Consider the following 20,938-nt stretch of genomic DNA (forward strand, 5'->3'; position numbering starts at 1 on the left):
GCGGGTTTCGTCGGCGAAACTGGCGAGTACGGCGTTGCCGTGTTTGAGATTGGCGGCGAGGTCCGGCAGTGCGGGAAACTGGCCTTCGCCATCGTAGGTGGCATGGGCGAGCAGTTCGAATGTCAGGGATACAGCAGGACGTGCGAAACCGCCTCTCATCTACAGAAACTCCAGGAGCGGCCGGCGCTGGGCGCGCGGCGGGGGAAAACCGGGTCGTGAGAGTTTAACCCGCATGGGGCGGTCATTCGCCTTAATCAGCCATTGAGCAGCCATTAATCAGCCGCTGATCAACCGTTATTCGGCCAGCAAAAATCTGCCGGTTTGCCCGCCGATTCACTGCAGATTTGCCGTTCATACTGGCCTGTTTGAAAGAACTGTAATTAAAAGCGCATTCGGCAATCCGTCAGCAATGCGCCTGGCTTATTTCGCCGCTTTCCCGTCGGCCGATTGAACCGGTCCTGAACCGACCCCAGCAAACCGCGCGCCCGGCGGCCGCGCACCGCGAATGCCCTGAATCGCACCGGGGTATACGCCAAGCCCGGCGACCCGGTGCGCCTTGCATACGGCGATATAAGCATCGCGGCATGACCTCAATGCGATTCTCGCGATGGGAGCCTATGACGCCTTGGCCTAACCTTCGAACCTGTCAAAAGATGTCAAAACAGACTTCAAAAATAGACATGCGCCAAAAGAGCGCATCTGGCTGTGCGTCGACACCCACAAGTCAAAAACCTGCGAGACGAACCTGATGACGGCTCCCCAAGGAGATGCGGGACCGTTTCAGCATGCTGATAAAGGAGGCACTCACCATGATGGAACCGCACGCACAGCCGTTGTCGGACGTAGCAAGCCTGACCGACCCGGCCCTTCGCGACAGCGAAGTCGATGAAACCCTCGCCGAAGCAAGCGGCTTTCTCGACCGATATTTCGGCATCCTCCAGCGCGGCAGTTCCGTGCGCCAGGAGTGTATTGCCGGCGTCACCACCTTCCTTGCGATGGTGTATTCCGTGTTCGTCGTGCCGGGCATGCTCGGCAAGGCGGGCTTCGACACCAGCGCCGTATTTGTCGCCGTGTGTCTGACCACCGCATTCGGCTCGCTGCTGATGGGGCTGTGGGCGCGCCTGCCGATCGCCATCGGCTGCGCGATTTCGCTGACTGCGTTCACCGCCTTCGGTCTGGTGCTCGGCAAGGGCCTCAAGCCCGAAGTCGCGCTCGGCGCGGTGTTCCTGATGGGCCTCGTATTCACGGCGATTTCCGTGACCGGCGTGCGCTCGTGGATTCTGCGCAATCTGCCGCACGGCATCGCGCACGGCACGGGCATCGGCATCGGGCTGTTCCTGCTGCTGATCGCGGCCAACGATGTGGGCCTCGTGGTGAAGAATCCCGGCGCGGGTCTGCCGGTGTCGCTCGGCCATATCACGTCGCTGCCGGTGATCATGTCGGTGATCGGTCTCGCGGCGATCTTCGGCCTCGTGCGCCGTCGCGTGCCGGGCTCGATCCTGATCGTGATCGTGGCGATTTCGGCGCTCGGTCTTGCGCTCGATCCGGCCGTGCAATTCCATGGCGTGTTTGCGTGGCCGTCGCTGTCGGCGCCGGGTCATGCTTCGCTGATCGGCGCGATGGACATCAAGGGCGCGCTCTCGCTCACGGTGTTGCCGAGCGTGCTCGCACTCGTGATGACCGCCGTGTTCGATGCGACCGGCACGATCCGCGCCGTGGCCGGGCAGGCGGGCCAGCTCGACGCGAATGGCCGCATCATCAACGGCGGCCGCGCGCTGACGGCCGACTCGGTCAGCTCGATTTTCTCGGGCTTCTTCGGTGGCGCGCCGGCGGCGGCGTATATCGAATCGGCAGTCGGTGTGGCGGCGGGCGCCAAGACGGGTCTGGCCGCGGCGCTCGTGGGCCTGCTGTTCCTCGCGGTGATGTTCTTCGCGCCGCTCACGGGTCTGGTGCCGTCCTACGCCACGGCGCCGGCGCTCATGTACGTCGGCCTGATGATGCTGTCGAGCGTCGCGCGTCTGGATATGGAAGACATGGTCGATTCGATGGCGGGCCTCGTGTGCGCCGTGTTTATCGTGCTGACCGCGAATATCGTCACGGGCATCATGCTGGGCTTTTCGACGCTGGTGATCGGCCGCGTCGTCAGCGGCGAGATCAAGAAACTCAACGTCGGCACGGTGATCATCGCCGTGGTGCTCGCGACGTTCTACCTGGGCGGCTGGGCTATCTGATGCATTGCACGCAGCTGTCACCGCGTCATTGATATCGATGGTCCGCCATCGGCAAGACGGAACGCCTGGCGGCCCGTCCTGCCGGCTTCACGGCCCGCGTCCGCTTTGCTGCGGCGCGGGCCGTGCGGCATTCCGGGGCCGCGCGCAATGCGCTTATCCCGGCAGGATGCTGTTGTTGCGGCCGCCGCCGCCGCTGCGCTTGCGCGGTTTGGGTTCGACGCCGATGCGCGGATCGCGCGCAAGCACGAGCGCGACGAGCGCTTCGGCGGTGTCCTCGAAAGCCTCGTCGTCCTGCGGCACGTACAGCCATTTGCCGAGCACGGGATGCACACGCAGCGCGGCAAACGATTCGATCAGCGCGGCGTGCTGCTCGCGCGAGGTGGCCACCAGCAGACCGTTGAAGGGCTTCGCGCGGTCGGCGGCGATCAGGCAGAGCAGGCCGTCCACATAGGCGGCGTCGCAGCCGAACATCGGCTTGCGCACGTAGGTGGCTTCGCGCTCGAAGGCGTCGAAGATCCAGAGCAGCGAGTTGCGGATTCTGGACGGCATGGGCAGGCGGGGCAGGTGAAGGGGGCGAACCGTCATTCTAGTAGCGTGGCGGGCGAGCTTGACATCGGCGCGATGCGACCTATGCTAAACCACATGGTTAAGTATGAAGACGACGCGCTGAACCGCACCTTCGCGGCGCTCGCGGACCCCACGCGGCGGGCCTTGCTCGCGCGCCTTGCGCAGCAGGACGTGCTGTCGGTGAGCGCGCTCGCGCAGCCGTTTGCGATGTCGCTGCCCGCGGTCATGAAGCATCTGGACGTGCTCGCGGAAGCCGGTCTCGTCACGCGCGAGAAGACCGGGCGCACGGTGGCGTGCCGTCTCGCGGCGGGGCCGATGGAGGACGCGATGCAGTGGCTCGCGCACTACGAACGCTTCTGGAGCGCAGCGCTCGATCGTCTGGCCGCATTCGTGGAGGAAGACCCATGTCAACCCAACCCGACGCTGCTCCAGCCGGCGCTGCAAACACCAACGCAAACACAGGCGCTCACGCCGGTGCCCCCAGCCTCATCCTCCGGCGCCGTATCAACGCGAGCACCGCGAAGGTCTACGCGGCATGGACGCAAGCCGCGCAACTGATGCGCTGGATGCATCCGCTCGACACGATCTGCCTGCACGCCGAGGCCGATGTGCGGCCAGGCGGGCGCTTTCGCGTCCTGATGCGCTCGCCGGATGGCGAAGAACATGACGTAAGCGGCCGCTATCTGGAAGTCGTGCCGGAATCGAAACTCGTATTCACGTGGGCCTGGCGCAGCACGCCCGAGCGCGAATCGCGCGTGACGCTCACGCTGCGCGCCGACGGCAGCACCACGGAACTGACGCTGCGCCACGAACGTTTCTTCGACGAAGAAGCCCGTGACTCGCACCGCGAAGGCTGGTCGAGCGCGCTCGATCATCTGGTGGAACTGTTCGAATGATGGCGTGAACGGTGCATCCACAGCGCCGTTTTATCGATGCAAACCCGCAAGGAGGCAGACACGATGGAATCGCACAAGATTGTTTCGGAGGCCGAATGGATGGCGGCGCGCGAGGCGCTGCTTGCCGAAGAACGCGCCTTTACGCACGCGCGCGACGCGCTGGTGGCAAAGCGCATGGCGCTGCCCTGGGTGAAAGTGGAGAAAACCTATACGTTCGACACGCCGCAAGGCTCGCGCACGCTGGCGCAGTTATTCGGCCCGCGCAGCCAGTTGCTGACTTACCACTTCATGCTGGGCCCGGATTGGGAAGAGGGGTGTCCAGGCTGCTCGTTTCTGTCCGATCACGTGGACGGCATGCTCACGCATCTCGAGCATCACGACGTCACTTATGTCGCCGTTTCGCGCGCGCCGCTCGCGAAGATCGAGGCCTTTAAAAAGCGCATGGGCTGGCATTTTCCGTGGGTCTCGTCGAACGGCAGCGACTTCAATTTCGACTATCGCGTTTCGTTCAGCGAAGCCGACAAGGCGCGCGGCAAGGCCATTTACAACTACGTCGAGCAGGACTATATGAGCGACGAATTGCCCGGCATCAGCGCGTTCTATCGCGATGAACAGGGCAAGGTGTATCACACGTATTCGGCGTATGCGCGAGGCGTGGAGATGGCGCTGGGCACTTACGCGATGCTCGAATTCACGCCGAAGGGCCGCAACGAAGAGAAGGATATGCGCGAATGGATGCGCCATCACGACCGCTACGAAGACAGCGCACAGGCGCACGCGTGCTGTGCGCACGAGCAGAAGCCTTCATAGCTTGCGAGGGATGTAAAGCAGAAGAAATGTGCCTGTAAGCGTAGGCGAAAAGCGTCGATTATAAGCACAACGAAATCGACAGCGCGCCTGCGCTAGAGCGACATCTCGAAGGCAGGCCGCAACAACACTTCGATCGCCATCACGATGAGTCCCATCGCAGCGGCGGCGAGCGTCAACGTGCCATATTCGTCGTAGCGCGCGTCGTAGAGGCACGCAACCACGAACAGAATGGCGAGCAGATTGGTCAGCCAGTCGAAGTTCAGCGCGAGGAGCATCGGCGTATCCGGGTGCCGGGCCAAAGAACGCGCCGGCGGGTAGTGCAAACCGGCGCGATTTTATCGGATTGACCTTACGGATAAGCAACAATAGTGTGGTGCAGCCCACTTATTTTTGCGTCGAACTTCAGACGGGACTGAAGACGATGCCTCAACCCACGGGCATTTCGTCGCGGATCCAGTCCGTGACCGAGGTGCGTTGCGGCGTCCATCCCAGCAGCTTGCGCGCGCGTTCGCCGCGCACCCGGCTGTTCGAGCCCAGACCATACGACGCCATTTCGTAGCCCCATTCCTCGATAGCCTGTTCGAGCGGCCAGTCCTGCGGCGCGCCCAGACCCATCTTCTGCGCGAGCGCGGCCGTCATGGTGCGGAAGTCCGCTTCGCCGCTGTCGACGAAATAGAACGTGCCCGCAGGCGTTTTCTCGAGCGCGAGCCGATAAAGCTCGGCCACATCGTCGACATGCACGTTCGACCAGATGTTCAGACCGCGCCCGACATGACGCATCACGCCGCTCTTTTGCGCCTGACGGATCAAGCGCGGCAACTGCACGCTGGCCGTATCGGGCACCGCGCCCACGCCGTAAATCAGCGTGTTGCAGAGCACCGCGCTCTTCACGCCGCGCTGCGCGCCGGCCAGCACGAGATCGTCGATGGCCACGCGCGGCGCCTTGTCGGGCGTCGGCGCGGGCAGGGCGTCTTCGTAATAGATCTTGTCGGTGGCTTCGCCGCCCGAAGCATCGCCGACGATGCTCGACCCGCTCGTATGCAGCAGCGTCTTGCCCGAGCCTTCGAGCGCGTCGAGCAGCGCCTGCACCGCGCCGCGATGGTCGCTGCTGGCGGCGTTGATCACGGCGTCGGCGGCGCGCGCTTCGCGCATCAGCAGATCGCGGTCGTCGAGCGTGCCCGCCACGGGCGCAATGCCCAGCGCTGCGAGCGCGCCGAACTGTTCCTCGCGGCGCACGAGGCCGCGCACTTCATGGCCCGCGCGCACCAGATGCGCCGCAATCGTGCCGCCGATAAAACCGCCTGCGCCCGTCACAAATACTTTCATGGTTACTCCTGCGTTTTCCATTGATCCATTGAGTCTGGCAGTGAGTATCGCGGCATTCGCGTCTTGCAAAAACCGTGTTAGTCTCAAATGAATCTTGACTGCGGATCAATAATGAAAACCTCCACCGACGAATTGCTCGTATTCGTCACCGTGATCGATGCGGGGTCGATCACCGCCGCCGCCGAAAAACTCCAGCAGACCGTTTCAGGCGTGAGCCGCGCGCTCACGCGGCTCGAAAAGCAGCTTGGCGTCGCGCTGATTCTGCGCACCACGCGCCGCCTGCAACTGACCGAAGAGGGCGAACTCTTTCTCGAACGCGCGCGCACCATTCTCGCGGCGATGGAAGACGCCGAGGAGGCCGTCACGCGTCATCGCGAACAGCCATCCGGGCGCTTGCGCGTGGATGCGGCCACGCCGTTCATGCTCCATTGCATCGTGCCGCACACGGCGGCCTTTGCCGCGCGTTACCCGGACATCCAGCTCGAACTGACGAGCAACGAACGCATCGTCGATCTGCTGGAACAGCGCGTGGATATTGCGATTCGTATCGGCGCGCTGCAGGATTCGACGCTGCATGCGCGCTCGCTCGGCGTGAGCCGGCGGCGCGTGGTGGCCAGTCCCGCGTATCTCAAGGCGCACGGCACGCCGCGCACGCTCGACGCCTTGCGCGGGCATCGGCTGATCGGTTTCACGGCGCCGCAGCAGTTGAACCGCTGGCCGCTGCGCCTGCAAGCCGCGCGCAGCGATGCCGATACCGAAGCACAACAAGGCGCACAGCAAGGCGCGCTATTCGGCGACGAAGCCAACGAAGGCCTCGCGATCCAGCCCGCGCTGTCGGCATCGAGCGGCGAGACCATCCGTCAGCTCGCGCTGGGCGATGCGGGCATTGCCTGCCTGTCCGACTTCATGACCGCCGCCGACCGCGCGGCCGGCCGCCTCGTCACCGTGCTCGACGACGCGCTGCTCGCCGAGCGTCAGCCGATCCACGCGGTCTACTACCGCAGCGCCGCGCTGGCCGCGCGCGTGCAGTGCTTCCTGGCGTTCATCGCCGGCCGGCTGGCGCTTTAAGTGCGCAAAGGCGGCGTCGGGCTGCCGGATCGGGCTAGTGGATAGTCCCAGGCCGCGCCGCTGCATGTCGGAGTTGTCTATACAGGCGCGCCAGGCTAGACTGCCCGTCACTTGTATAGACAGGATTCGATCATGCTCCTCACGCCCGGCCATCTGACCCTGCCGCAACTGCGCCAAATCGCACGCGAATCGGTGAAACTCGAACTCGATCCGGCGAGCTTCGACGCCATCGACGCCTGCGCGCGCGCCGTCGCCGACATCACGGCCAAGGGCGAGCCCGCCTACGGCATCAACACGGGTTTCGGCCGCCTCGCGAGCACGCATATCCCGACCGACCAGCTCGAACTGCTGCAGCGCAATCTGGTGCTCTCGCACGCCGTGGGCGTGGGCGAGCCGATGTCGCGTCCGGTCGTGCGTCTGCTGATGGCGCTCAAGCTGTCGAGCCTCGGTCGCGGTCATTCGGGCATCCGCCGCGAAGTGATGGACGCGCTGATCACGCTGTTTAACGCCGACGTGCTGCCGCTGATTCCCGTCAAGGGTTCGGTGGGCGCATCGGGCGATCTGTCGCCGCTCGCGCATATGTCGGCGGTGCTGCTGGGCATCGGCGAAGTGTTCATCCGCGGCGAGCGCGCCAGCGCCGAAGCGGGCCTCGCCGCCGCCGGCCTCAAGCCGCTCGCGCTGCAGGCCAAGGAAGGGCTCGCGCTGCTCAACGGCACGCAGGCGTCCGCCGCGCTCGCGCTCTACAACCTGTTCGCGATCGAAGACCTGTACCGCACGGCGCTGGTTTCGGGCGCGCTCTGCGTGGACGCGGCCGCCGGTTCGGTCAAGCCGTTCGACGCACGCATCCACGAACTGCGCGGCCATCGCGGCCAGATCGAAGCGGCGGCGTCGTACCGCGCGCTGCTCGAAGGCTCGGCGATCAATCTCTCGCACCGCGACTGCGGCAAGGTTCAGGACCCGTATTCGCTGCGCTGCCAGCCGCAGGTGATGGGCGCGTGTCTCGACCAGATGCGCCACGCGGCCAACGTGCTGCTGATCGAAGCCAACGCGGTGTCGGACAATCCGCTGATCTTCCCGGAAACGCACGAAGTCCTCTCGGGCGGCAACTTCCACGCCGAGCCGGTGGCGTTCGCCGCCGACAACCTCGCGCTGGCCGCCGCTGAAATCGGCGCCCTGGCCGAGCGCCGCATCGCGCTGCTGATCGACGCGACGCTTTCGGGTCTGCCGCCTTTCCTCGTCAAGGACGGCGGTGTGAACTCGGGCTTCATGATCGCGCACGTGACGGCGGCGGCGCTCGCATCGGAAAACAAGACGCTCGCGCACCCGGCTTCGGTCGATTCGCTGCCGACTTCGGCGAATCAGGAAGACCACGTGTCGATGGCCACCTTCGCCGCGCGCAAGCTCGCCGATATCGCCGAGAACACCGCCAACATTCTCTCGATCGAGTTGCTGGCCGCGGCTCAAGGCGTGGATCTGCGTGCGCCGCATTCGACCAGCCCGGCGCTGCATCGCGTGATGCAGGCCGTGCGCGCCGAAGTGCCGCATTACGATCTGGACCGCTACTTCGCGCCGGATATCGCGGCCATCACGAAGCTCGTGCAGGACGGCGCGATCGCGGCGCATAGCCCGTTCGCGTTCGAATCGCAGGCGCAGTAAGCGCTGTGAGAACCGTGACCTGCGGCCGCGGGTTTCGATCGAAGCCCGCCGCCGCCGGATCGAACCCGCGATGAACGCCCCCGCCTATCAAGGCATCAAGGACTTCATCCTCGCGCGCATTCATGCGGGCGAGTGGGGTGAGGGCGACCAGGTGCCGTCGGAGAACGAGCTTGCGCGCGACTTCAAGGTCGCGCGCATGACCGTGAACCGCGCGCTGCGCGAACTGACCGCCGAGCAGGTGCTCACGCGCGTGCAGGGCGCGGGCACTTTCGTCGCGCGGCCGAAGTACGAATCGACGCTGGTGGCGATCCGCAGTATCTCCGACGAGATCCTCGCGCGCGGTCACGCCTATCACGCCCAGGTGCTGGAGATCGGCAGCATCGACGCCGACGACGCGCTGGCCGATGAAATGAATCTGCGCGCAGGCGCGACGCTGTTCCGCTCGCGCCTGCTGCACTTCGAAAACGACGAGCCGGTGCAGCTCGAAGAACGCTGGGTCAATCCCGCGCTCGCGCCCGACTATACGGCGCAGGACTTCACGAACATCACGCCGAATCAGTATCTCGTGCGCGTCGCGCCTTTGCAGCGCGTCGAATACCGCATCGAGGCGCTCGCGCCCGAGGACGACACCCGCACCCATCTGGCGATGAAAGCCGCCGAGCCCTGTCTCGTGCTGCATCGCCGCACGTGGTCGCGCCAGGCGGTGGCATCGGTGGCGAATCTCTGGCATCCGGGCAGCCGCTATCGCTTTACCGGGCACTTCTGAAACGCGTCGTCGCGTGACGCGAACGCGTAGTTTGTCACGGACTCCGAAGCATATTCGCGGTGCCCATCTTTCGTTTCGACCCCGCTTTTTAGCGGACGAAATCGCGTTTCTCTCATTTCCCTTTCGATTGCAACGATTCGTACGCGGGTTGCATCCTGCCTTGCAATGCAGCTAACCTTGAGACATCGGCCTGTTGGTGATGGCCCGCAAGGGAGGTTTTGGGCGATGGAAGATTCCGGCGCAACGCTCATGCCCGTGTGGCGCGCGAATCTCGCGATGCTCACTCGCGAAGTGGGCGCGGTCACGCGGCTCGCGCGGATGATGACGTTTTCCGAGAGCTATATGAAGCTGATCGTGTCCGGAAGGCGCGACTTCAGCGCGGAGTTCGTGCGCGGCGTGGAAGCCGTCACGGGCCTGCCAGAAGGCTGGATGGACGATAGCCACGAGGGCGAGGTGCCGCCGCAGGCGCGCGCCGCGATCGCCGATGAAACGCCGCACGCGCGCTTTCGTGGCACGGCGCATCCGGTGCGCAAGGCGCCGGTGCTGCGCGCGGAGCCGATTTTCGGGCAGCGGCCGGGCGCGCGCTTGGAGAGCAACGCAACGCCAGGTGCCGCGAAGCGCCCGGCAGGCACGCGCAAGATTCGCGAACTGGCCGCACAGGACGTGCGCAAGCTCGAACGTCACCTGAGCATGCTGCCGGTGGAGCCGGGCACCTTGCGCGCGCGCATCGAGGATGTCATCGCCCAGGCCGAACCCGACGAGCGCGCCCGCGCCGATCTGGAAGGGCGGCTCGAACAGATCGAGAAGCACCGCGAGTTGCTGTTACGCCACGTTTCGCGCCTGCACGCGCTGCTCACACGCTCCGGCGAAGAAGACGAACCCTGAGCGCCGATCCGATCAAACCCGCAGTTCCGCCAGAATCTGCTCGGCGAGAAAGTCGCACGGCGGGCGATTCGAGCGCGCGCTGCGCGCCAGCACCACTTCGAGTTCCGGCAACTCGGGCAGGCCGTGCTGGCGGCCCAGCGTCACGAAGGTCTCCGGCACCGCGCAGCGGGCCAGCGGCGCAATCGCCAGACCGGCCGCCACCATGCTGCACAAGCCCATCAGACTCGGGCTTTCGTATGAGGTGCGATAGGTGATGCGCTCGCGCTCCAGCGCCTCGATGGCGTTCTCGCGCGCCACGCTGCCCGCGCTGAAAAGCGCAATCGGCAGCGGTCGTTCGCGCCAGATTTCACGGCCGATTGCCGCCGTTGCCGTGGCGGGCGGCCCGGCCCAGACCATCGGTTCGAAGCGGATAAATTCGCCCGCGAGGCCGCCCGAACCCGTCGTGCCCGTCACGCAGGCCAGATCGATCTTGTTTTCGCGCACCAGCGGCGCAAGCGCGCTGCTCGGCAGCCCCACCACCTGAATCTCCACCTTCGGCCAGTTCGCCGAGAACTTGCGCAGCACCGGCGGCAATAGCGAGGACGCGTAATCGTCGGGCATGCCGATCGACACGCGGCCCTTGACCTCCGGGTGCGCCAGCGTCGCCCAGGCCTCGTCGCGCAGCGCCAGCATGCGCCGCGCATAGCCGATCAGCGTATGGCCGTCGGGCGTGGGCGTGACGTTGCGCGGCGCGCGAATAAAGAGCGGCTTGCCGATCGCCTCTTCGAGCGCGCGGATCTGCATCGATACGGCCGCCTGCGAGCGGTGCACGATCGCCGCGCCGCGCACGAAACTGCCGGCGTCGGCGACGGCCACCACCATGGCCAGGACGTCGAGGTCGAGGGTCTTCATGAAATCGGGGTCAAAATCGAAACGATGACGGGATTTCAATCAGAAAATCTGATTGAAAAGTTCAATATAACGCGTTTGTCTGAAGATGGCGACGCCCGTATGCTGGTCTCGGTTCGCCGCATCTTTCGCATCATTTCATTGACCCTCGAGACCGGGAAACGCGATGTCGATCAGCTCGTCAAGCTCGCCAGATACTTTGAACTACGAACGATTCCAGCAACTGCAGATGCGTCTGGATATGTCGCGCGGCAAGCCCGCGCCGGAGCAGCTCGATCTCTCGCAGGCCTTGATCGACGAAGCGGGCAAGGCCGGATATCGCGCCGCCGACGGCTTCGATTGCCGCAATTACGGCCTGTTGCTGGGCCTGCCCGAAGCGCGCGAACTGGGCGGCGAACTGCTCGGCGTGGCGGCCGCGCAGGTGGTGGCGGCCGGCAATTCGAGCCTCGAACTGATGCACGACGCGATGGCGTTCGCCTTGCTGCATGGCGTACCGCAAGGCGAGCAAGGGGCTGACGCTCAGCGCGGTACGCCGTGGCGCGCGCAGGGCGATATCGCGTTTCTCTGTCCCGCGCCGGGCTACGACCGTCACTTCGCGATCTGCGAAGCGCTGGGCGTGCGCATGATTGCCGTGCCCATGCGCGACGACGGCCCCGATATGGACATCGTGGAAGCGCGGGTGCGCGAGGACGCGTCGATCAAGGGCATGTGGTGCATGCCGCTCTACAGCAACCCGACGGGCGCGATCTACGCCGATGAAGTCGTGCAGCGGCTCGCCGCGATGCCAACCGCCGCACCGGATTTCCGCCTGTTCTGGGACGACGCCTATCGCTTCCATCATCTGGGCGATGCGGCGCACACCACGCTCGACGTCATGGCGGCGAGCGCGGCGGCCGGACACGCCGATCGCGTGCTGATGTTCGCCTCGCTCTCGAAGGTGACGATCGCGGGCGGCGCGATGGCGTGGCTGGCGGCCTCGCCGCGCAACGTGGCCTGGTGGCAGCGCAGTGTTTCGGCGCGCACGATCGGGCCGGACAAGCTCAACCAGTTGCGCCACGTGCGCTATCTGCGCGACAAGGCGACGCTCGAAGCGTTGATGGCGCGTCATCGCGCGCTGCTCGCGCCGAAATTCGCCGCCGTGGACGAGGTGTTCCGCGCGCGTCTTGCTCAGGTGCCGGGCGTGCACTGGAACCGGCCGCAAGGCGGCTATTTCATCAGTCTGTTCGTGCCGCCGGGCACGGCGCGGCGCACGGTCGAACTCGCGGGCGAGGCCGGGCTCGTGCTCACGCCGGCCGGTGCCGCGTTCCCCTATGGCGTCGATGCGCAGGACAGCCATTTGCGTATCGCGCCGTCGTTTCCGTCGCTCGACGAGGTGCGGCTGGCGGCGCACGGCATCGCGCTTTCGGTGTTGCGTGCGATTGAAATGCATGAAGAAGCGCACGAAGAAGCGACCGCCTGAACGACGGCGGGGGAGCGCCCGCGCCGATGTGCTAAAACGACAGGCGCGTCCCTTCGTCCCGAGGTTCCGGTGTCCGCTTCGCCCCGATTCACCGTCGCACGCCTGTCACGCGCGCTCGCCTGTGCGGGCGCGTTGATGCTGACGGGCGCGCACGCCCAGACGTCCGCCGATCTCGACCTGCCGCCCGCCACGCTGGAGCGCGACGTCCATCTGTTCGTGATCCAGAAAGACGGCTCGGTCGAGGAGCACGACGATTCGACGATGCGCGCCAACACCACCGCCGGCGTCGATGCCGTGGCGCAGCGCTACGTCTGGTTCAATAAGGATATCGAAACGATCACGGCACTGTCCGCGCAGACCATCGACCCTGATGGCAGCGCGCACGAGGTTGGCGCGAGCAGCATCCGCGACGTGCAGGAGCCGCGTTCGGCAGGCGCGCCCACGTTTCAGGACGGCGTGCTGCGCACCGTGATTTTCCCCGGCGTGCAGCCGGGCGCGCGCGTGCGGCTGGTGTTCGCCAAACGCCGCGCGCAGGCGCTCCAGGCGGGCACGTTCGCGTATTTCGTCGAGCCGCCTGGCGAGCCGGTCGCGTTCCAGCGCCTGATCTTCGATCTGCCCGCCGATGTGCCGCTTTACGCCGATGCGCGCGGCTTCGATGCGCTCGCGCCCGTCACCGAAAACGGCCGCACCCGCTACACCTTCGATTTTCGCCAGGGCCAGCCGGTGCCGCTGGAAGCGGGCGCCGTCGCGCGCGTGAACTGGGGCGCGCGTCTGATGGTGACCACGGTGCCCGACTACGCGAGCTTCGCCGCGCGTTACCGCGAAGCCGCCGCCGATGTCACCGCGACCGATCCCGCCATCGCCGCCTTTGCGCAGTCGCTCACGGCAGGGATCGCCGATCCGCGCGAGAAGGCCGCGCGCATCTACGACTGGATGCGGCTGAATATCCGCTACGTCGCGCTCTTTCTCGGCCAGACGGCTGCCGCGCCGCATCGCGCGGTCGACATCCTGCGCGACCGTTATGGCGACTGCAAGGATCACGTCGCGCTGTTCACGGCGCTGCTGGCGGCCGTGGGCATCCGCGCCGAGGGCGCGCTGCTGAACCTCGGGCCGGTGTATTCGCTGCCGGCGGTGCCGGGTTACGGCGAGGAGGCGATCAATCACATCATCGCGTGGCTGCCCGATCTGGGCGTGTTCGCCGATACCTCGTCGGGCGGCGTTGCCTTCGGTTTTTTGCCGGCGGGCGTGATGGACCGCCCGGCGCTGCTCATCGATGAAGGCGTGCTGGTGCGGACGCCCGCGACCCAGCCGCGCGCGAGATCGGCGCAACTCGATATCGACGTGGGCGAGGACGGCAACGCGTCGTATCGCTATCGTGCGGAAGATGTGGGCGCGGGCGCGGAGCCCGAGCGCAATACCTTTCGCCGCGCGACGCATCAGGCCGCGCAACTGATCGCCGCGCAGCGTCTGCGTCAGACCGGGCTGGCGGGCACGGCGCATCTGGTCACGAGCGCCACCGCGCTCACCAGCGGCCCGTTTGCGACCACGATGGACGGCGTGCTCGACCACGTCGTCTGGCCCGACGGCACCACGGCGCTGCCGGCCTTGAGCAGTCTTTCGGGCGGCATCGCCACGCAGCTCGACAACTGGCTGGCCGTGCAGCAGCGCACGCAACCGTGGGCGTGTATCAGCGGGGATTACGAGGAACATGCGCGCATCGTGCTGCCCGCGTTTGCGCGTGTGACCGATCTGCCGCGCGATATGCAGGCGAGCATCGCGCCGCTCGACTACAGCGCGCATTACATGTTCGATGCGGCGACGCGCACGGTGGAGATTTCGCGCCGGATGTCGGCGCATTTTGGGCGGCAGATGTGCACGCCCGAGCAGTTCGCGCAGATGCGCGAGGCGCTGTTGCGCATGCAGCGCGACGCGCACGCGCAGATCGTCGTGCGCGCGAAAGCGCCTTGAGCGACCGGCTGGCTAAGGGAACAACGCAGTAACAGCGCGGTAACAGAACCGTTCAGCCGCCGCGCGTCGTCACCGGCACCCAGGCGCCTTGCTTGACCTGATAGAGCGTCGATGCGCCATTCTTGAGCGCGCCGGTCGCATCGAATGCGATGTGGCCGGTCACGCCGTCGAAGGTCAGTGTTTTGAGCGCGGCGCGAAACACATCGGGATTCGCCGATTTGGCCGCCGTCATCGCGTGAATCGCGGCCCAGGTCGCGTCATAGCCGAACGGCGCGTAACCGAGCACATCGGTGCCGAAGCGGCTCTTGAACTTCTGCGCGAAACGCGGGCCTTCGGGCAGTTGCGCGAGCGGGCGGCCGTATTCCCAGGCCATCGCGCCTTCGCCGGCCGCACCGGCCAGTTGCACGAAATCGGGCAGCGCCACGCCGCCGCCGCCCACGAACTGCGTGTTCATGCTGCGCGCCTTCATCTGCTTGACGAGCGCGGCCGCCTGATGGGCGAGACCGCCGAAGTAGAGCAGGTCGGCGTCGGCGGCCTTGATGCGCGCGAGCTGTGCACCGAAGTCGCCCGCGTCGGTGGGCGCGAAGTCGCGCGCGACCACGTTGCCGCCGTGCTCCTTGACGGTGCGCTCGAACACATCGGCTTCGCCCTGGCCGAACGCGCTGCGATCGTCGACGATGGCGATGCGGCGCGCCTTCACCACGTCCACGGCCCACGCGCCCGCGATGCCGGCGTTCTGTGCGTCGTTGGCGATCACCGTGAAGGTGTTGGCGAAGCCCTGCGAGGTGATGACGGGATTGGTCGCGGCGGGGTCGATCATCGGAATGCCGGCGCTCTCGTAGATGCGCGAGGCCGGAATCGCCGTGCCGGAATTGAAGTGGCCGACCACGGCGGCGACGTTTTCGTTCGCGAGGCGTGCGGCGGCCTGCACGCCCATGCGCGGATCGGCGCGGTCATCGACGGCGACGAGTTCGAAATGCGCGACCTGGTCGCCGATCCTGATGCCCTGGGCGTTGGCGTCGTCGAGCGCCAGTTGCACGCCGTTTTGCAGGTCGTGGCCGTAGTTCGCGTAGTCGCCGCTGAGCGGCGCCACGAAGCCGATGCGCACCGTGAGTGGCCCGGCCGCGCGCGCGGTGCCGCCGGGCGCCACGGCGAGCGTGCACGACAGCGCGAGCGCGGCGAGCGCAAGCAGGGCGCTGCGACGCGCGCCATGGCGCTTGGGCAATGCGGATAAAACAGTGGATGGGCGAGGCGCCGTTCGGGCGGCCGAAGGCGCGCGCGATTCGAGGCGTGGCGTAGGGCGCGGTCTCATCGTGACTCCTGGCGCTGTGCGGCGCGGCGGTGTTCTTGTTCGTTGCGGTTGCGCGCGGCCTGAACCGGTCAGGCTGAGGCAGCTAACAGTGGTCCAGACAGTGATCGAAGCACTGACGACGGCGCTTGCGGTATGGCTTGACTTTGACGTGGCCGGACCGGCTGCCCCTTTATCGTGCTCCAGCGGTCCGCGCCGCCGCGGCAAAACGCTCGCGGGGCTTGAGTGCAACTGAATGCAATATAGCAGGCCCGCATGACGCGGGTTGGCGTCGTGCGGACCGGGGCTTTAGTAGCCCGACTGCAGCGCCATCAGCGTTTCGCGCAGATGCACGAGCGGCGCCATGGTGCCTTCGTTGGCCCAGCCTTCGAGGTCGTCGAGCGCGCGGTTGCAGCCGTCGAGCACCACGTCCAGATCGACCGGTACGCCGTTGGCGAGCGCGAAGCGGATGATGGCTTCGAAGCGCTGGCAGTCGTCGTCGCCATAGGCGATGTCGAGGTTATCGGCGATCGTCTGGGCGATGTCGCTGCGCTCGCGGTCTTCGGCATCGACGAAATCGATGATGCCGCGCGCCACGTCGGGCGCATGGTAAAGCGCGATATCGAGCCACTGGGCGGCGTCGAAACCGGGTTCGTGGCTGTTTTCTTCGAAGAATTCGATGGCTTCCTGCTCGTGCGTTTCGCCGCCGTCGACGGCGAGGCACAATTGCTCGAAAGTTTCTTCCTGTTCGCTGCGGATGGGATCGGACATCGGTGAATCTCTTGCTTCTTGACTAACGGGGTAACGCGGAAAAAGCGTGTGAGTGCCGCAACGGGAACGCGCCGGTCGCGAGCACATGCGGAACGCATTATAGGATGCGCCGCGCCACGTCGCCGGATTCGGCCGTAGAGGCCGCGTTCAGCCAGCCCTCAGACCCGGCTCAGCGTGACCTCAGACCAGATCGACCGACCACGCATCGAACCACTCGCGCGGCCGCGCGATATGGTCCTGCGCCGCGACGATTTCCAGCTCGTAACGCCCCGCGTCATACGTGGTCCTGACCACCGCGTTGACGGCCGCGAGCGTGTGTTCGAAGGCGCGCCGCAGCGTGTCGCCGAGCATCAGGCGCGCCACGAAAATCGCGCTCGTGATGTCGCCCACGCCCACCGGCTGGCGCGCGAACGGGTAGAGCGGGCGCTGCGCGAGCCACGCTTCGCGCTCGCTCACGACCAGCATGTTGAAGGTATCGGCGGGGCTGTTGCGGTCGAGCAGATGCTTGACGAGCACGAGCTTCGGGCCGCGCGCGATCAGTTCGCGGCAGGCATCGACGGCTTCTTCGGCGGTTTCCAGCTCGCGCCCGACGAGCCGTTGCAACTCGCTGTGATTGGGCATCATCGCGTCGGCCACTTCGGGCATATGCGTGACGAGGAATTCCTGGATGCCCGGCTCGACGCGGCAGCCGTTGTCGCCCGCCTGCGCGTTGAGCGTGCCCATCACCGGATCGCAAAAGTAGCGCGCCTGCGGATTCGCGGCCTTCACGGCCCGCACCACGTCGATCACCCCCTGCGCCTGCTCGGGCGTGCCGAGATAGCCGGACAGCACCGCATCGCAGCGCGGCAGCATGCCGATCGCGCCGATCCCTTCCACGAGTTCGACCATCTGCCCGGCGTCGATAGCGCTGCCGGTCCAGTGGCCGTATTGCGTGTGATTCGAGAACTGCACGGTATTGAGCGGCCACACGTTCACGCCGAGACGGCGCATCGGGAACACGGCGGCGCTGTTGCCCGCATGGCCGAACACGACGTGCGACTGGATGCTGAGTACGTTTTTCATGGTCGGTTCGCTTCGGTCTGCCCGGAAGGCCCGGAATCGCTCGAACTGCGCCGCGAGGCACGCAGCATGGGCGTTGGCGCGCTTTTTGTGCGCAGTGCAGCAACGATAACCGAATTCGCCGCGCCCGGTCGATGGGCGCGTGCGAGCGGTGTTGTGCCGATGTTGAGTGGCGATGACGTCGATCTTGCGCACCCGAGCGCGCGCCGCGCGGCCTCAGGCCAGTTCGCGATACAGCGCCATATAGCGCTGCGCCGATGCCGACCAGCCGAAGTCCTCGCGCATCCCGCGCGCGCGCGTCTCGCGCCAGTCGCGCCCGCGTGCGTGCAGCGCGAAGGCGCGGCGGATCGCGGCGGCGAGCGCATCGGGCTCGAAGCGCTCGAACACGAAGCCGGTGGCGGTGCCATCGGCGAGATTTTCGAGCGAGGCGTCGGTGACCGTATCGGCGAGACCGCCCACCCGATGCACGAGCGGCAGCGCGCCGTAGGCAAGCGCGTAAAGCTGCGTGAGCCCGCACGGTTCGAAGCGCGACGGCACCATCATCACGTCGGCGCCCGCGACGATCTCGTGCGCGAGCGCTTCGTCGAAGCCGAGTTCGACGGCCACCGAATCGGGATGCTGATGCGCCGCGCGCGTGAAGCCCTGTTCGAGGCTGGCGTCGCCGGTGCCGAGCACGACCAGTTGGCCGCCGCGCGCGACGATCTCGGGCAGCGCCGCGAGCAGCAGGTCGAGGCCTTTTTGCTCGGTCAGCCGGCTCACCACGCCGAACACCGGCGCGTCGTGTTTCTGCGTCAGTTGAAAGCGCTGCTGCAGGGCCGCCTTGCAGCGCAGCTTGCCGCTCATGCGCGTGACCGAATAGCGCGCGGCGATGGCGGCGTCTTCGGCCGGGCTCCAGACGGTGTAATCGACGCCATTGAGGATGCCGACCAGATCGTGGGCGCGGCCCTTGAGCAGTGCTTCCAGGCCGCCGCCCTGCGCCACGGTCTGAATCTCGCGCGCGTAGGTCGGGCTCACGGTGGTGATCTTGTCGGCGTAAAAGAGGCCCGCTTTCAGGAACGAGAGCTGGCCGTAGAACTCGACGCCGTGCATGTCAAAGAAGTCGTTCGGCAGGCCCAGTTCGTCGAATTGCCCGGCGGGGAAAATGCCCTGATAGGCGAGGTTGTGGATCGTGAAGACGCTGCGCGCCACGCCAGCCGCACGGGTCGCGCCGCGCTCGCGCGCCGCCGCGCGCAGATACGCGCCCGCCAGACCCGCGTGCCAGTCGTGCGAATGGACGATGCGCGGCGCCCACGCGGGATCGAGATGCAGCGCGAGCTGCGCGGCCGCCCAGCCGAGCAGCGCGAAACGCTGGGCGTTGTCGCCGTAGGGCACGTGTTCGGCGTCGAGGTAAGGGCTGCCTGGGCGCGCGTAAAAGGCATCGGCGCGAATCATGTAGACGGGCAGATCGTTGCCGGGCAGACGGCCCAGTTCGAGCGTCGCCTCGGGCGCGCCAAAGCTGCGTTCGAGCCGCGCGATCGGGCGCAGATCGGCCAGACCCGCTGCCACGGAGGCGAAGCCGGGCAGCAGCACGCGCGCGTCCGCGCCCAGTTCGATCAGGGCGGCGGGCAGGGCGGCCGTCACATCGGCGAGACCGCCGGTCTTGAGGAGGGGATAAAGTTCGCTGGCTACATGCAGGACGCGGATCGTCATCGGGCGGGAATCCTCTCGTGGGCGCGACGCGCTCAGGGTTCAGGTCGCTTCAGGCAATTTCAATCAGCTTCAGGCAGACATCGGCATGAGCCGCGCGGATTCACGCGCCGCCCGGCTGATTCGCCAGCGCCTCGCGCGTCACCAGTACGATGCCGTTTTCGGTGCGGTAGAAGCGCTCGCCGTCGCGCACCGGGTCTTCGCCGATCACCGTGCCGTCCGGAATCACGCAGCCGCGATCGACCACCACCTTGCGCAAGCGGCAACTCGCGCCCACGCTCACCTGCGGTAACAAGACTGCCTCGGCAATGTTGCAGAACGACTGCACGACCACATTTGTCGACAGCACCGAGCGCGAAATTTGCGAACCCGAAATCACGCTGCCGCCGCACACGATCAGGTTGGTGCCGGAACCCTGCAGGCCGTTGAGGTCGCGCACGAACTTGGCGGGCGGCAACTGTTCCATATAGGTCCAGATCGGCCAGTTGCGGTCGTAGAGATCGAGCGCCGGGATCGTCGAGGCGAGGTCGAGATTCGCCGACCAGTACGCGTCGATCGTGCCGACGTCGCGCCAGTAAGGCTCGGCGCTGGCATCCGACGACACGCAGGACATGCTGAACGGATGCGCGATCGCATGCCCGTCGCTGACCACGCGCGGAATGATGTCCTTGCCGAAGTCGTGTTCGGCGCCGCCGCGCGAGATGTTGTCTTCGAGCAGATGAATCAGGTAGGCGGTCTCGAACACGTAGATGCCCATGCTGGCGAGCGCGATATCGGGGTGGCCGGGCATGGCGGGCGGATCGTCGGGCTTCTCGACGAAACCTGTGACGCGGCGCTGCTCGTCCACGGCCATCACGCCGAAGGCGCGCGCCTCCATGCGCGGCACCTCGATGCAGCCGACCGTGCAATCGGCGCCGCTGGCGGCGTGATCGGCGATCATGCGCGTGTAGTCCATCTTGTAGATGTGGTCGCCGGCCAGCACGACCACGTATTTCGGCTTGATCGAACGGATGATGTCGATGTTCTGGTAGACCGCGTCGGCCGTGCCGCGATACCAGTGCGCGCCTTCCACCCGCTGCTGCGCGGGCCAGAGATCGAGGAACTCGTTGAATTCGCCGCGCAGGAAACCCCAGCCGCGCTGCAGGTGGCGCAGCAGCGAGTGCGCCTTGTACTGCGTCACCACGGCAATGCGGCGGATGCCCGAATTCAGGCAGTTCGATAAAGCGAAATCGATGATGCGGTACTTGCCGCCGAAGTGAACCGCGGGTTTGACGCGCTTGTTCGTGAGGGGGCCGAGGCGCGTGCCGCGACCGCCCGCGAGCACGATGGCGAGCGTGCTGCGCTGCAGATCGTTGAGGCTTGCCGGAGTTTCCATGGTCGTCTCCTTGTTGTGCCCCGGGTGTCCCTGGTCTTTGCCGATGTCCGTGCGCACTGCAAGGTGCAGCACAGGACCGGCGTCATTTTTGTGACCGCGCTCTGAATGTTCTAGCACCGAAAACGGCGTTGCGCGAATTCGTCGCGCCGGGAGCGCTCACGTCTGCCCGATCTATTGAGGAAGCAAACGGCTTGCCTGGAGCGTGGAATCGGCAGATTGACGGTATCGCCGCTGTCGAA

The 20,938-nt window shown here is 66.2% G+C and carries 19 protein-coding genes; 10 read left to right on the plus strand and 9 right to left on the minus strand.

All coding sequences use genetic code 11. The features are described from left to right. The first annotated feature begins 809 nt into the window (after window positions 1–809). On the plus strand, window positions 810–2,231 hold the full coding sequence (locus G3N59_RS29840; RefSeq protein ID WP_205986434.1) for an NCS2 family permease: 1,422 nt from the start codon (window positions 810–812) through the stop codon (window positions 2,229–2,231). A 153-nt stretch (window positions 2,232–2,384) separates the two neighbouring features. On the opposite strand, the gene G3N59_RS29845 is transcribed toward G3N59_RS29840, so the two are convergent. Beyond that, on the minus strand, window positions 2,385–2,780 hold the full coding sequence (locus G3N59_RS29845) for a hypothetical protein (protein ID WP_205986435.1): 396 nt from the start codon (window positions 2,778–2,780) through the stop codon (window positions 2,385–2,387). 93 nt (window positions 2,781–2,873) lie between these two features. Here G3N59_RS29845 and G3N59_RS29850 point away from each other — a divergent pair, with 93 nt between their 5' ends. From G3N59_RS29850 to G3N59_RS29860, 3 genes are all read left to right on the plus strand, one after another. Beyond that, entirely contained in the window at window positions 2,874–3,356 is a 483-nt protein-coding gene (locus G3N59_RS29850) for a metalloregulator ArsR/SmtB family transcription factor (RefSeq protein ID WP_205986436.1), read from the plus strand. Then, entirely contained in the window at window positions 3,356–3,694 is a 339-nt protein-coding gene (locus tag G3N59_RS29855; protein ID WP_205986512.1) for an SRPBCC family protein, read from the plus strand. The genes G3N59_RS29850 and G3N59_RS29855 overlap by 1 nt, the downstream gene beginning before the upstream one ends. 63 nt (window positions 3,695–3,757) lie before the next feature. Further along, window positions 3,758–4,504 (plus strand): thioredoxin family protein, encoded by a 747-nt coding sequence (locus G3N59_RS29860; RefSeq protein ID WP_205986437.1) that lies wholly within the window; start codon window positions 3,758–3,760, stop codon window positions 4,502–4,504. A gap of 92 nt (window positions 4,505–4,596) precedes the next feature. Here the strand turns inward: G3N59_RS29860 and G3N59_RS29865 are convergent, their stop codons facing one another. Further along, window positions 4,597–4,779, minus strand: a complete 183-nt coding sequence (locus G3N59_RS29865) for a hypothetical protein (protein WP_027821027.1) — start codon at window positions 4,777–4,779, stop codon at window positions 4,597–4,599. Between the two features lie 151 nt (window positions 4,780–4,930). Continuing rightward, entirely contained in the window at window positions 4,931–5,830 is a 900-nt protein-coding gene (locus G3N59_RS29870; protein ID WP_205986438.1) for an NAD-dependent epimerase/dehydratase family protein, read from the minus strand. Between the two features lie 111 nt (window positions 5,831–5,941). Here G3N59_RS29870 and G3N59_RS29875 point away from each other — a divergent pair, with 111 nt between their 5' ends. The 4 genes from G3N59_RS29875 (at window position 5,942) to G3N59_RS29890 (ending at window position 10,205) form a co-directional block, all read left to right on the plus strand. Next, on the plus strand, window positions 5,942–6,898 hold the full coding sequence (locus G3N59_RS29875; protein WP_205986439.1) for a LysR substrate-binding domain-containing protein: 957 nt from the start codon (window positions 5,942–5,944) through the stop codon (window positions 6,896–6,898). Between the two features lie 132 nt (window positions 6,899–7,030). After that, window positions 7,031–8,554, plus strand: coding sequence for a histidine ammonia-lyase (gene hutH, locus G3N59_RS29880; protein WP_205986440.1), 1,524 nt, complete (start codon window positions 7,031–7,033; stop codon window positions 8,552–8,554). A 70-nt stretch (window positions 8,555–8,624) separates the two neighbouring features. Next, complete coding sequence (gene hutC, locus G3N59_RS29885; RefSeq protein ID WP_205986441.1) at window positions 8,625–9,320, plus strand: histidine utilization repressor; 696 nt, start codon at window positions 8,625–8,627, stop codon at window positions 9,318–9,320. A 225-nt stretch (window positions 9,321–9,545) separates the two neighbouring features. After that, window positions 9,546–10,205 carry a hypothetical protein gene (locus G3N59_RS29890; protein ID WP_205986442.1) on the plus strand — a complete coding sequence of 220 codons (660 nt, stop codon included), beginning with the start codon at window positions 9,546–9,548 and terminating at the stop codon, window positions 10,203–10,205. 12 nt (window positions 10,206–10,217) lie between these two features. On the opposite strand, the gene G3N59_RS29895 is transcribed toward G3N59_RS29890, so the two are convergent. Further along, the gene (locus G3N59_RS29895; protein ID WP_205986443.1) at window positions 10,218–11,096 is read right to left on the minus strand and encodes a LysR substrate-binding domain-containing protein; all 879 of its coding nucleotides are present in this window, start codon (window positions 11,094–11,096) and stop codon (window positions 10,218–10,220) included. A gap of 163 nt (window positions 11,097–11,259) precedes the next feature. Between G3N59_RS29895 and G3N59_RS29900 the strand changes: the two genes are divergently transcribed. Both G3N59_RS29900 and G3N59_RS29905 read left to right on the plus strand, forming a co-directional pair. Beyond that, window positions 11,260–12,552 carry an aminotransferase class I/II-fold pyridoxal phosphate-dependent enzyme gene (locus G3N59_RS29900; protein WP_205986444.1) on the plus strand — a complete coding sequence of 431 codons (1,293 nt, stop codon included), beginning with the start codon at window positions 11,260–11,262 and terminating at the stop codon, window positions 12,550–12,552. A gap of 135 nt (window positions 12,553–12,687) precedes the next feature. Beyond that, the gene (locus tag G3N59_RS29905; protein ID WP_205986501.1) at window positions 12,688–14,520 is read left to right on the plus strand and encodes a DUF3857 and transglutaminase domain-containing protein; all 1,833 of its coding nucleotides are present in this window, start codon (window positions 12,688–12,690) and stop codon (window positions 14,518–14,520) included. A 52-nt stretch (window positions 14,521–14,572) separates the two neighbouring features. Here G3N59_RS29905 and G3N59_RS29910 read toward each other — a convergent pair whose 3' ends face one another. From G3N59_RS29910 to glgC, 5 genes are all read right to left on the minus strand, one after another. Beyond that, window positions 14,573–15,832: a branched-chain amino acid ABC transporter substrate-binding protein gene (locus G3N59_RS29910; protein WP_205986445.1), complete on the minus strand. Its 1,260-nt coding sequence runs from the start codon at window positions 15,830–15,832 to the stop codon at window positions 14,573–14,575. Between the two features lie 285 nt (window positions 15,833–16,117). Further along, window positions 16,118–16,579, minus strand: a complete 462-nt coding sequence (locus tag G3N59_RS29915; protein WP_205986446.1) for a hypothetical protein — start codon at window positions 16,577–16,579, stop codon at window positions 16,118–16,120. Between the two features lie 180 nt (window positions 16,580–16,759). Next, window positions 16,760–17,641, minus strand: coding sequence for a pyridoxal kinase PdxY (gene pdxY, locus G3N59_RS29920; protein WP_205986447.1), 882 nt, complete (start codon window positions 17,639–17,641; stop codon window positions 16,760–16,762). Window positions 17,642–17,854: 213 nt separating this feature from the next. Further along, entirely contained in the window at window positions 17,855–19,327 is a 1,473-nt protein-coding gene (gene glgA / locus G3N59_RS29925; RefSeq protein ID WP_205986448.1) for a glycogen synthase GlgA, read from the minus strand. Window positions 19,328–19,427: 100 nt separating this feature from the next. Beyond that, entirely contained in the window at window positions 19,428–20,699 is a 1,272-nt protein-coding gene (gene glgC / locus G3N59_RS29930) for a glucose-1-phosphate adenylyltransferase (protein WP_205986449.1), read from the minus strand. Window positions 20,700–20,938 lie beyond the last annotated feature (239 nt).

This window comes from Paraburkholderia sp. Ac-20340 (assembly GCF_017104965.1).
In the GTDB taxonomy this organism is placed as follows: Bacteria; Pseudomonadota; Gammaproteobacteria; order Burkholderiales; family Burkholderiaceae; genus Paraburkholderia.

Bases quoted from the DNA above. Each gene is read 5' to 3' on its own strand.
- G3N59_RS29840 (WP_205986434.1), top strand. From the start codon at position 810: ATGATGGAACCGCACGCACAGCCGTTGTCGGACGTAGCAAGCCTGACC.
- G3N59_RS29845 (WP_205986435.1), bottom strand. From the start codon at position 2,780: ATGCCGTCCAGAATCCGCAACTCGCTGCTCTGGATCTTCGACGCCTTC.
- G3N59_RS29850 (WP_205986436.1), top strand. From the start codon at position 2,874: ATGGTTAAGTATGAAGACGACGCGCTGAACCGCACCTTCGCGGCGCTC.
- G3N59_RS29855 (WP_205986512.1), top strand. From the start codon at position 3,356: ATGCGCTGGATGCATCCGCTCGACACGATCTGCCTGCACGCCGAGGCC.
- G3N59_RS29860 (WP_205986437.1), top strand. From the start codon at position 3,758: ATGGAATCGCACAAGATTGTTTCGGAGGCCGAATGGATGGCGGCGCGC.
- G3N59_RS29865 (WP_027821027.1), bottom strand. From the start codon at position 4,779: ATGCTCCTCGCGCTGAACTTCGACTGGCTGACCAATCTGCTCGCCATT.
- G3N59_RS29870 (WP_205986438.1), bottom strand. From the start codon at position 5,830: ATGAAAGTATTTGTGACGGGCGCAGGCGGTTTTATCGGCGGCACGATT.
- G3N59_RS29875 (WP_205986439.1), top strand. From the start codon at position 5,942: ATGAAAACCTCCACCGACGAATTGCTCGTATTCGTCACCGTGATCGAT.
- hutH (WP_205986440.1), top strand. From the start codon at position 7,031: ATGCTCCTCACGCCCGGCCATCTGACCCTGCCGCAACTGCGCCAAATC.
- hutC (WP_205986441.1), top strand. From the start codon at position 8,625: ATGAACGCCCCCGCCTATCAAGGCATCAAGGACTTCATCCTCGCGCGC.
- G3N59_RS29890 (WP_205986442.1), top strand. From the start codon at position 9,546: ATGGAAGATTCCGGCGCAACGCTCATGCCCGTGTGGCGCGCGAATCTC.
- G3N59_RS29895 (WP_205986443.1), bottom strand. From the start codon at position 11,096: ATGAAGACCCTCGACCTCGACGTCCTGGCCATGGTGGTGGCCGTCGCC.
- G3N59_RS29900 (WP_205986444.1), top strand. From the start codon at position 11,260: ATGTCGATCAGCTCGTCAAGCTCGCCAGATACTTTGAACTACGAACGA.
- G3N59_RS29905 (WP_205986501.1), top strand. From the start codon at position 12,688: ATGCTGACGGGCGCGCACGCCCAGACGTCCGCCGATCTCGACCTGCCG.
- G3N59_RS29910 (WP_205986445.1), bottom strand. From the start codon at position 15,832: ATGAGACCGCGCCCTACGCCACGCCTCGAATCGCGCGCGCCTTCGGCC.
- G3N59_RS29915 (WP_205986446.1), bottom strand. From the start codon at position 16,579: ATGTCCGATCCCATCCGCAGCGAACAGGAAGAAACTTTCGAGCAATTG.
- pdxY (WP_205986447.1), bottom strand. From the start codon at position 17,641: ATGAAAAACGTACTCAGCATCCAGTCGCACGTCGTGTTCGGCCATGCG.
- glgA (WP_205986448.1), bottom strand. From the start codon at position 19,327: ATGACGATCCGCGTCCTGCATGTAGCCAGCGAACTTTATCCCCTCCTC.
- glgC (WP_205986449.1), bottom strand. From the start codon at position 20,699: ATGGAAACTCCGGCAAGCCTCAACGATCTGCAGCGCAGCACGCTCGCC.